General features: G+C 58.7%; 11 protein-coding genes. 7 read left to right on the top strand and 4 right to left on the bottom strand.

Annotated elements, in window-relative coordinates; genetic code table 11:
- On the top strand, positions 1-365 hold a 365-nt coding region (locus OWK27_RS17880; RefSeq protein ID WP_267590901.1), incomplete at its 5' end, for an IS3 family transposase.
- A 237-nt stretch (positions 366-602) separates the two neighbouring features.
- On the opposite strand, the gene chaA is transcribed toward OWK27_RS17880, so the two are convergent.
- Positions 603-1,703 carry a sodium-potassium/proton antiporter ChaA gene (chaA, locus tag OWK27_RS17875; protein WP_267590900.1) on the bottom strand — a complete coding sequence of 367 codons (1,101 nt, stop codon included), beginning with the start codon at positions 1,701-1,703 and terminating at the stop codon, positions 603-605.
- A 269-nt stretch (positions 1,704-1,972) separates the two neighbouring features.
- On the opposite strand from chaA, the gene chaB reads away from it, so the two are divergent.
- Positions 1,973-2,203, top strand: a complete 231-nt coding sequence (chaB, locus tag OWK27_RS17870) for a putative cation transport regulator ChaB (protein WP_003856674.1) — start codon at positions 1,973-1,975, stop codon at positions 2,201-2,203.
- A 177-nt stretch (positions 2,204-2,380) separates the two neighbouring features.
- Positions 2,381-3,076: a gamma-glutamylcyclotransferase gene (locus tag OWK27_RS17865; protein WP_176611204.1), complete on the top strand. Its 696-nt coding sequence runs from the start codon at positions 2,381-2,383 to the stop codon at positions 3,074-3,076.
- A 30-nt stretch (positions 3,077-3,106) separates the two neighbouring features.
- Here OWK27_RS17865 and OWK27_RS17860 read toward each other — a convergent pair whose 3' ends face one another.
- The 3 genes from OWK27_RS17860 to OWK27_RS17850 all read right to left on the bottom strand — a co-directional run bounded on the left by OWK27_RS17860 (position 3,107) and on the right by OWK27_RS17850 (position 5,785).
- Positions 3,107-3,346 carry a DUF1883 domain-containing protein gene (locus OWK27_RS17860; RefSeq protein ID WP_148419611.1) on the bottom strand — a complete coding sequence of 80 codons (240 nt, stop codon included), beginning with the start codon at positions 3,344-3,346 and terminating at the stop codon, positions 3,107-3,109.
- Between the two features lie 194 nt (positions 3,347-3,540).
- Positions 3,541-5,325 carry a methyl-accepting chemotaxis protein gene (locus OWK27_RS17855; protein ID WP_267590899.1) on the bottom strand — a complete coding sequence of 595 codons (1,785 nt, stop codon included), beginning with the start codon at positions 5,323-5,325 and terminating at the stop codon, positions 3,541-3,543.
- A gap of 106 nt (positions 5,326-5,431) precedes the next feature.
- Positions 5,432-5,785 carry a DsrE/DsrF/TusD sulfur relay family protein gene (locus OWK27_RS17850; RefSeq protein ID WP_148419613.1) on the bottom strand — a complete coding sequence of 118 codons (354 nt, stop codon included), beginning with the start codon at positions 5,783-5,785 and terminating at the stop codon, positions 5,432-5,434.
- A gap of 72 nt (positions 5,786-5,857) precedes the next feature.
- Between OWK27_RS17850 and nasR the strand changes: the two genes are divergently transcribed.
- From nasR to OWK27_RS17830, 4 genes are all read left to right on the top strand, one after another.
- On the top strand, positions 5,858-7,042 hold the full coding sequence (nasR, locus tag OWK27_RS17845) for a nitrate regulatory protein NasR (protein ID WP_267590898.1): 1,185 nt from the start codon (positions 5,858-5,860) through the stop codon (positions 7,040-7,042).
- A gap of 227 nt (positions 7,043-7,269) precedes the next feature.
- Complete coding sequence (locus tag OWK27_RS17840) at positions 7,270-8,517, top strand: CmpA/NrtA family ABC transporter substrate-binding protein (protein WP_267590897.1); 1,248 nt, start codon at positions 7,270-7,272, stop codon at positions 8,515-8,517.
- 2 nt (positions 8,518-8,519) lie between these two features.
- Positions 8,520-9,398 (top strand): nitrate ABC transporter permease, encoded by an 879-nt coding sequence (gene ntrB / locus OWK27_RS17835; RefSeq protein WP_267590896.1) that lies wholly within the window; start codon positions 8,520-8,522, stop codon positions 9,396-9,398.
- A 9-nt stretch (positions 9,399-9,407) separates the two neighbouring features.
- Positions 9,408-10,196 carry an ABC transporter ATP-binding protein gene (locus OWK27_RS17830; RefSeq protein ID WP_267590895.1) on the top strand — a complete coding sequence of 263 codons (789 nt, stop codon included), beginning with the start codon at positions 9,408-9,410 and terminating at the stop codon, positions 10,194-10,196.
- Positions 10,197-10,203: the final 7 nt, after the last annotated feature.

Genomic DNA, 10,203 nt, shown 5'->3' with positions numbered 1-10,203 from the left:
AGTCACAACCTCTGGTCTGCAGGATGCTAAAAAAAGCGCTTAAAGCATGCAGAATCAAAGAAGGTGTGATGTTGCACAGCGATCAGGGCTGGGCTTACAGAACGCCTGTATGGCGCAGAATGCTGGCAGATGCAGGCATCACACAAAGTATGTCGCGTAAGGGCAACTGTCTGGATAATGCAGTAATGGAAAACTTCTTCAGTCACCTGAAGGTAGAGATGTATTACAGGAAAAAGTACAGTTCAGTGAAAGAGCTTGAAAGCGATATTGGCAGGTATATTCGCTATTACAATACCGAACGAATCAGTTTAAAAATGGGCGGGATGAGTCCGGTTGAGTACCGGACTCTGACAGAACAACAATGAAAGCATGGTGTCCAGGTTTAGGGGTTCAGTGCAGACTGAGCCACCCTGGCACGTTCACCGGTCATATCGTTACAGAGTAGCAAGAAACATAACGTGAACGGAATAACCACCACCGCCGTATGTTCCCCCTCACCCTAACCCTCTCCCCGGAGGGGCGAGGGATTACTTAGTGCTCGAATTAATTTGTGGGGAAACCTCAACCCCGTGGGTGAGGGCATCAGCTCGCACCAGATAAAACTATGCAAAGATCGTCATCAGATACGCAATAAACAGCGCCATATGCGCCGCGCCGTTCAGCACGTTGGTGCGTCCGGTAGAGAAGGAGATCTGGCACAGCAGCAGCGACGCCACCATCACAATCATCTCCGGCGCGCCCAGCGCAAACTGCAATTCATTCCCGGTCATAAAGGCAATCAGCGTCACCACCGGAACGGTGAGGGAGATGGTCGCCAGCACGGAGCCGAAGAACAGATTCATCGCACGCTGCACCTGATTATTGAGCACCGCCTTCAGCGCACCCAGGCCTTCCGGAGACAGGATCAGCAGCGCGACAAGGAAACCGGTAAAGGCAACAGGCGCATTCAGTTCAGTTAACAGCGCCTCAAGCGGATTCGCATTCATCTTGGTAACCGCAATAACGGCAATCAGATGCACGATCAGCCAAACCGTGTGCCACGCGCTGCTGTGGGCCGACGGCTTGCCGTGGTGCGGGTCATCGTCGTCGCTGTCATCTTCATGTTCATAAACAAACAGGCTCTGGTGCGTTTTGGTCTGAATCAACAGGAACACGCCGTACATTGCCGCGGAAATCAGCGCCACCAGCAGCGCCTGGCCGGTCGTGAAGTTTGCGCCCGGCAGCGCCATCGGGAAGACAAGCACGATAATCGCCAGCGGGAACAGGGCGATCAGATACTGCTTAATGCCAAACAGATTCATGTACTGGGTGGCAAATTTGCGGCCACCTAACAAAAGAGAGAAACCGACCAGACCGCCGGTCACAATCATAATGATGGAGTAAAGCGTATCGCGCATCAGCGTTGGCGCGGCGTCGCCGGTGGCCATTAATGCGGAAATTAGGCTGACTTCAAGAATAACAACCGAAAGGCTTAAAATTAATGAGCCGTACGGCTCCCCAAGACGGTGGGCTAAAACATCCGCATGGCGCACCACGCTAAATGCACTGGTCAGAATTCCCACGAGAGCCAGAATATTGATCCCCACAACCACTGGCAATGACTGACTGCTTCCCCAGAAGAGCAGCACAGCCAGTGCCAGAACCGGGAAAATGAGAGACGTCTCCTTGTGGCGGGTTTTTACCGCCTCGTGTGTTGCTGTCATGTGTTTCTCCATCAGTGCAGGTGCTTGTAATTATAGATAGATTTTGAGGCCATTAAATTAACAGAAATTGGTTAATTACCCTTTGATTTTTACTTAATTTTACCGTTTGTTAAGATTTTTATGGTTGAGGCTTATAATGTTCTATCTGTGATAAATAGTCATTAAATAACAATAAACTATGATTCAACGATGTTCATTTTTCAACGCCGGGTGGCACCCTAACGTATCGTCGTCCACACTTATCTCTTTAGCCAAAAGAGAGGTTAACGATGCCATACAAATCGAAAAGCGAATTACCGGATAACGTGCAAAACGTGTTGCCTGCTCACGCGCAGGATATCTACAAAGAAGCGTTTAACAGCGCCTGGGATCAGTACAAAGATAAAGAAGATCGCCGGGACGATGCCAGCCGTGAAGAGACGGCGCACAAGGTCGCCTGGGCCGCCGTAAAAAATGACTACGAGAAAGGGGACGATGACAAATGGCATAAAAAGAAATAGCCGCTGAATAATACGCCACCTTCATTTTGACATTTCAGGCGGTTGAGCTACCGCTGTGTTGCATCTGGCCCGCGAATTGCTTATCGTTGCTCACCTGCTGTTAAAATGAACAGCATACAAGGCCGGGAAGGCGAATTACAGATGTCGCAGGGAAGCATGCAGTGGCGGAGGTGGAATGTGTTAACGCGTGATTTCCTGATGAAGGCAGATTGTAAGACGGCATTTGGCGCTATTGAGGAATCGCTTCTCTGGTCGGCTGAACAGCGTGCGGCGTCGCTTGCGGCAACGCTTGCCTGCCGCCCGGATGATGGCCCGGTGTGGATTTTTGGTTACGGCTCGCTGATGTGGAATCCGGCGCTCGAGTACGTCGAATCGGCAACCGGAACGCTGCCCGGCTGGCACCGCGCATTCTGCCTGCGCCTCACCGCCGGGCGCGGCAGCGCCTGCCGGCCGGGGCGCATGCTTGCACTGAAAGAGGGCGGGCGCACCACGGGCGTAGCATACCGGCTGCCGGACGCCACGCTGGAAGAGGAGCTGACGCTGCTGTGGAAGCGCGAAATGATTACCGGCTGCTATATGCCCAGCTGGTGCAGGCTGGAGCTGGACGACGGGCGCAGCGTAAGCGCGCTGGTGTTCATTATGGATCCGCGCCACCCGCTGTATGAAGCCGATACCCGAACCCAGGTGATTGCTCCGCTGATTGCCGCCGCCAGCGGACCGCTGGGCACCAACGCGCAGTACCTGTTCTCGCTCGATCAGGAGCTGACGCGGCTCGGCATGAAGGACGACTGTCTGAACGAGCTGGTGGTGAAGGTGAAAGCGCTGCTGGAAGGCAACCCGCCCGGCGCGACGCTGAGGCCAGGTTTTGCATGAATTAACGCCCGGTTAACCGGGCGTTTTTCATTATGCCGCCACGTAGCTCACGGAGTGCTCGAGCGACTGGCTGTGGCTGTCGATCAGAACATCCCAGGTGCCGGTATAGGGCACCGTCAGCCATGCCTTATCATCCTGCACGGTGAGGATATCCGCCCCAGACTGCGCGTGCGCTTTCGAACTCATCAGGTGGATGCGGCAACGCTCTGAGCAACGAACCACTACCGTATCCCCGCCAAACAGCTTCAAGCTTGTTTTAACCAGTGCCATTTTTTACCCCGTCTTTTTTGCCCATCCCGAGCGTGATGTTGTTCACAATTTACTCACTGCATAACACCAAAGGGGGAGGGGCGGGATGCTGATTTTGATCAAAAAAGGGCGTAACGATTAAACAAAAATGACAAAATTCCTGAAACCATTCAGCCGGCGCGCGTTTTCCCTGTCCTGCGCGCGCCTGGAGAAAATTATATGCGGAAATGTCCGGCGGTCTCAGCAAGGTCGCCCGCCTGGCTTTGCAGCGCGCTGGCCGCAGCGGCAGACTGCACAACGAGTTCGGCGTTCTGCTGCACCATCCGATCCAGATGGCTAACCGCGTGGTTAATCTCGTGGATCCCTTTCATCTGCTCGCGGGTGGCAATCGATATTTCGCGCATGATGCCCGACACGCTCCCGACGCTGGAGCGGATCTCATCCATGCTGTCTCCCGCAAGGTGCACGTACCGGGAGCCGGTCGCGACGCTTTCGGTGGTAGAGTCGATGAGGGATTTGATCTCTTTCGCCGCCTGAGCGCTGCGGCTGGCCAGATTACGCACTTCGCCCGCGACGACCGCGAACCCGCGGCCTTGCTCTCCGGCACGTGCGGCTTCCACCGAGGCGTTCAGCGCCAGGATATTAGTCTGGAAGGCAATGCCGTCAATGACGCTGGTGATATCACCGATTTTTGCGGAAGCAACCTCTATGGACTGCATGGTGCTGATGGCCTGAGCGACGACGTCGCCCCCGCGCGCCGCCGCGGCCGAGGCCTTGCTCGCCTGCTCGTTCGCCTCTGCTGCCGACTCGTTTGACTGCGTGACGGAGGCGGTAATCTCCTCTACGGCGCTGGCCGTTTCCCGCAGGCTGGAGGCGGCCTGCTCGGTTCGTCCGGAAAGATCCTGATTGCCCGCCGCAATCTCCCGCGCGGCGTTTTTCACCGAGGCGCTGGCCTCACGCAGCTGGACCATCACCACGGAGAGCTTATCGCTGAAGGCGTTAAAGGCCTGAGCGATTTGCGCCACTTCGTCGTCTCCCTTATCCGGCAGGCGCTGTGACAGATCGTTAGTACCGTTGGCGATGTTGTTCATCGCATCACGAATATCAGACAGTCGTTTGAGCAGGCGGGCGATCAGGACATGCACGATGGCGCCGCTCAGCAGGGCGAGGATCGCCAGCGACAGCGCTGAGGCTTTAAGCAGGGAGCGCATTCCGGAGGTGGCATCCGCGTTATCGAGCGCGACAACAAGCAGCCAGCGGGTGCCCGGTACGGCGGTCGCGACGAACGTTTTATCGCTACCGTCAAACGTCCCGTCAGCCAGGTTACCGCTTTTCAGGGCCGCAAAATCGATCCCTTTGAGGACCTCATTCAACGGCTTCAGCGTCAGGGCCGGGTCGTTGGCGGCAATCACGGTGCCGTCGCTGCCCAGAAGCAATCCGCTGCTGGCCGGGGTCGGGTGAATGCCGCGCACGTTAGCCACCACGCTGTCCAGGGCCACATCGCCCGCCACAACCGCCTTCAGCGCGCCGTTCTCCTTTACCGGTATCGCGAAGGTGACCACCAGTTTTCCGGTACCCGCGTCCACGTAGGGGGCAGTCACCACCGGGCCATCCGCGCTGACGACCTGCTGGTACCAGGGGCGAATGGTTGGATCGTAATCGGCAGGTACGCCGGCCGGGTCGGAGAATTTGGCCGTTTTGCTGGCGTACCCGACATACACGTTGGTAAACCCGCCCGCCTGCGCGAGCTGCTTAAACACGGGCACCGGATCATCACTTAACGCCACGCTTTGCGCCGAGGCGATGACGGCCATTTTGCCCTTCACCCAGTCGGCAATCGCCATCGTGTGGCTGGCGCTGGTACTGCTCAGAATATCGCGCTGTGACTGCTGGTTATCGTGGCGCGTAACCTGAAAGTTGATAACGGTATTAAGAAGAAGGGCGACGACAAGACAGCCTGTCGTCGCGGCAATGATGCGGGCGCGAATGGATCTGAACATAAGTGTAATACCTGCTGTGTTGTTTCCATCTCCATCGGCAGGCTCGCAGGTAAACTTGATGCTGAAACCGCGTCCATAAGAAAATAATATTTTTACGGCGAAATTATTAAAATGTTAATACTTTATCCGCGTTCAGCGTCCATTCGGCCAGCTCCACCAGCGTGCCGATCTCGACGCCCTCAATCAGCGGCAGCCCGGTGATGCCGCGTCCGTCGGTGCAGGTTTTACACAGTTTGACCGGCACGTCCTGCGCGGTCAGGATCTCCAGCATCTGCTGGATGTTGTACCCCTCGGCGGGTTTCTGCCCCTTCAGTCCGGCCGTGACCGCGTCCGACATCAAAAAAAGACGCAGCTCAAGTGCGCTCTCTTTCTCGCGCAGCGCTATCGCCAGACGCAGGCTGTTAAAAAGGGATTCGCTGCCGTAGGCCGCTCCGTTGGCGACGATCACAATCTTCTGCATGTTGACTCCTGTTCTTTAAAAGGCACGAAAATTGCTTACTACTCCGGAGATTCGCTATCCGGGAGAGTAAGCATGACATTAATGGCGGGCAGTTCACCTGCGGCAACCGAGTGGTTCCAGCGCGCGACGTTGCTGCGCCGGGAGCAGCTTGGCAGGCTGGCCGCGCTTGGCGTGCTGGTGAATGGCATCAGCCGTCTGGCACATATGCTCCAGTGCGAGCGCGGGGCATCCAACGTCTGGCTCTGCTCTCAGGGTAAGCTGTATGTCCCCGAATGCAAAGCCAGTCGCGGGCTGGTGGATGAAAACCTCACCGCGCTGCATGCCGAGCTCAGCGCGCACTTCCCGGTCACGGGGAGCGGCGTCTGCGAGCGCATCGCCTGCGCGTTGCTCAGCCTGGATTCGCTTCCACTACTGCGTAACGGGATAGACGCGCAAAGCATCACGGCTCCCCAGGCCATGGATCGCTACAGCCGGATGCTCCGTCAGCTGCTCAGTATCGTACCGCAGCTGAATGACAGCATTGACGATCCGCAAATCGCGGGCCGTTTTGTTGCCCTCTATAGCCTGATGCAGGGCAAAGAGCTGGTGGGGCAAGAGCGCGCGCTTGGGGCCATTGGCTTTACGCAGGGTTTTTTCAATGACGACACCCGTCAGAAGCTGGTTGACCGCATTGACGGACAGCAGGCCTGTTTTGAGATCTTTTTATCCCATAGCCACGCGGACGTGCAGGACACGTTCGCCCGTCACTGCGAGCCCGACCGTGAGACGGAGCAGCTCCGGCGCGTCGCCTGCACGCGGCAGCCCTCCGCTGACAACGGCGATACCGCGCTGAACTGGTTTTCACTGCAAACGTCGCGGCTTGAGCATCTGCGCGCGCTTGAGGAGATCGTGATTGCCGACCTGATGGTGGCGGTTGATGAGGCAATTCAGGCCTCCGGTGCGGCCGCGATGGGAGGCGATGAACGCGACGACCCGATTGCGCCTTACCCGGATAAACCCCTGCTTACGCTGGTGCGCCAGCAGGCGCGCGAGATAGAACAGCTATCCCGTCAGCTGGCTTCCCTGCGGGACACGCTGGAGGAGCGTAAGCTCATCGATAAGGCCAAAAGCATACTGATTACCCACCAGAACATGAGCGAGGAGCAGGCGTGGACGGCCCTGCGCAAAATGGCGATGGATAAAAATCAGCGCATGGTTGATATCGCCCGTGCGCTGCTCACCGTCAGGAACCTCTGGCCGATAATCCCTAAGGAGTAGCTGCACAATCGGCGGGCATTTTCTGCCTGATAGCGGTGCGTGAAATCGCGGCTGTCGGGGGTAAAGCCAGTAAAACAGGGTGTTAAAAGCTGGCATTACCTTTGCATTAACAGATTAACCATTTTCGACGATGCGCCAACGGCGGTGCATGCGTCTTCGGGATAAAGGCGTCCAGCGGTGCTTCGGCACGGCGGGCGCTTTTTTTTGGCTTTTTTTCAGGAGCGGTTATGGCGGAATTGTCGAGACGGCGGTTTTTGCAGGCCAGCATGCTGGCAAGTGGCGCAATGCTGTTACCGGGCGTCATGCAGGCCGCGTGGGCGGCGGGGTCGGATAAGCCCGAACAGGAGGCGGTACGCATCGGGTTTATCCCGCTCACCGACTGCGCGCCGGTGGTTATCGCGGCCCTGAAGGGGTTCGATAAAAAATATGGCATCACCATTGTCCCCACCAAAGAGGCGAGCTGGGCAGCGGTGCGCGACAAGCTGGTGGCGGGCGAGCTGGACGCGGCGCACGTTCTTTACGGCCTGCTGTACGGGCTTGAGCTGGGCATCGCCGGCAAGCCGCAGCAGATGGCGAACCTGATGACCCTCAACCAGAACGGTCAGGCCATTACGCTCTCGGGCGATCTGGCGGAGAAGGGTGTTCGCGATCTCGACGGGCTGAAGACGCTGGTTGGCCAGCAGGCTCCGGGGACGTATACCTTCGCGCATACCTTCCCGACGGGCACGCACGCCATGTGGCTCTACTACTGGCTGGCCAGCGCGGGCATCAATCCGTTCGACGACGTGCGCACGGTGGTGGTGCCGCCGCCGCAGATGGTGATGAACATGCGCATCGGCAACATGGTCGGCTTTTGCGTCGGCGAGCCGTGGAACGCGCGGGCGATTAACGACCGCATCGGGTTTACCGCCGCCACTTCGCAGTCCATCTGGGCCGATCACCCGGAAAAAATCCTCGGCACGCGCCGCGACTGGGTAGAAAGAAACCCGCACACCGCGCGGGCGCTGGTGTGCGCGGTGATGGAAGCCGCGCGCTGGATCGAGGCCTCACCGGAAAACAAGCGCGAAACCGCGCGGATCCTCTCCCGCCGCGCGTGGCTGAACTGCAAGGAACAGTACCTCACCGGACGGATGCTGGGCGAATACGACAACGGCCTGGGGCAGCGCTGGCAGGACGCACACCCGATCCGCTTCTTCGACGAGGGTGCGGTGAGCTACCCGTATCTCTCCGACGGCATGTGGTTTTTAACCCAGTTCCGCCGCTGGGGCTTGCTCCACGCCGCGCCGGACTACGCGGGCATCGCACGGCGCATCAACCAGACCGCGGTCTGGCAGGATGCGGCGACCGCCGTCGGCGGCATGTCCACCCCGTCATCACCCTATCGCAGCAGCACCCTGATGGACGGCACCGTCTGGAACGGCACCGATCCGGAAGGGTACGCCAACCGCTTCGCCATTCACCGTAAAGGGGACTGATTATGCAGCATTTGCAAAGTATGAAACCACAAGAGACGCCGGAGAGCGGGGAGGTGATTGTCCTGCCTCCGCGACGGGTACGCCGCCGCGCGCCGGCGTTTACGCGTCGGATGAACGATGTTTTACAGCGCGTTATTCCGGCGCTGCTCGGTCTCGGTCTGCTGGTGGTGCTCTGGCAGCTGGCGGCGATCAATGGCAAAGGCTTCCCGACGCCGCTCAGCACCCTGGATTCGGCCATCACCCTGTTCGCCGACCCGTTCTACCGCGACGGGCCAAACGATATGGGTATCGGCTGGAACGTGCTCGCGTCACTGCAGCGCGTCGCCATCGGCTTCGGGCTGGCCGCGCTGGCGGGAATTCCGCTGGGCTTTTTGATTGGCCGCTTCACCTTTTTCTCACGCATGTTTAACCCGCTGATCGCGCTCCTGCGTCCGGTCAGCCCGCTGGCCTGGCTGCCCATCGGCCTGCTGCTGTTTCAGAAAGCGGAGCCGGCGTCCAGCTGGACCATTTTTATCTGCTCCATCTGGCCGATGGTCATCAACACCGCCGAAGGGGTGCGCCGTATCCCCCAGGACTACCTCAACGTCGCCCGGGTGCTGCAGCTCTCTGAATGGGACATCATGCGCCGCATTCTCTTCCCGGCGGTGCTGCCTGCGGTGCTGACCGGGGTGCGCCTCTCTATCGGCATTGCCTGGCTGGTGATCGTCGCCGCCGAGATGCTCACCGGAGGCCTGGGCATCGGCTTCTGGATCTGGAACGAGTGGAACAACCTCAACGTCGAAAACATTCTCATCGCCATCGTCATCATTGGCGTGGTCGGGTTGCTGCTGGAGCAGGGGCTGATGCTGATCGCCCGTCGCTTTAGCTGGCAGGAAAAATAAGGAGCGAAGATGAAACCGTTAATTCAGGTCCAGGCCGTGAGCCAGCGCTTTTCCACCGCCAGCGGCGAGTTCCTGGCGCTGCAGAACGTCTCTTTTGATATTCACGAGGGCGAAACCGTCAGCCTGATTGGCCACTCCGGCTGCGGCAAGTCGACGCTGTTAAACCTTATCGCCGGCATTACGCTGCCGACGGAAGGCGGGCTGATCTGCGACAACCGCGAAATCGCCGGGCCGGGACCCGAGCGTGCGGTGGTGTTTCAGAACCATTCGCTGCTGCCCTGGCTAACCTGCTTCGACAACGTGGCGCTGGCGGTGGACAGGGTGTTTCGCCACGCCATGAGCAAAGCCGAGCGTAAGGAGTGGATTGAACACAACCTCGACCGCGTGCAGATGGGCCACGCGCTGCATAAGCGTCCGGAGGAGATTTCCGGCGGCATGAAGCAGCGCGTCGGTATTGCCCGCGCGCTGGCGATGAAGCCGAAGGTGCTGCTGATGGATGAGCCGTTCGGGGCGCTGGACGCGCTGACGCGGGCGCACCTTCAGGACTCGGTGATGCAGATCCAGCAGGCGCTGAATACCACCATCGTGCTCATTACCCACGACGTCGACGAGGCGGTGCTGCTCTCCGATCGCGTGCTGATGATGACCAACGGCCCGGCGGCTACCGTGGGCGAGATCCTGCGCGTCGATCTTCCGCACCCGCGCAACCGGGTGCAGCTGGCGGACGACGGTCGCTATCACCACATGCGCCAGCAGATCCTCCATTTCCTCTATGAAAAACAGCCGAAAGCGGCGTAGCGAGGGG

It is taken from the genome of Enterobacter cloacae complex sp. 2022EL-00788, assembly GCF_026627565.1.
In the GTDB taxonomy this organism is placed as follows: Bacteria; Pseudomonadota; Gammaproteobacteria; order Enterobacterales; family Enterobacteriaceae; genus Enterobacter; species Enterobacter pasteurii.
The sequence above is the reverse complement of the archived record's forward strand: the minus strand, read 5'-3'. Positions and strand labels throughout refer to the sequence as shown.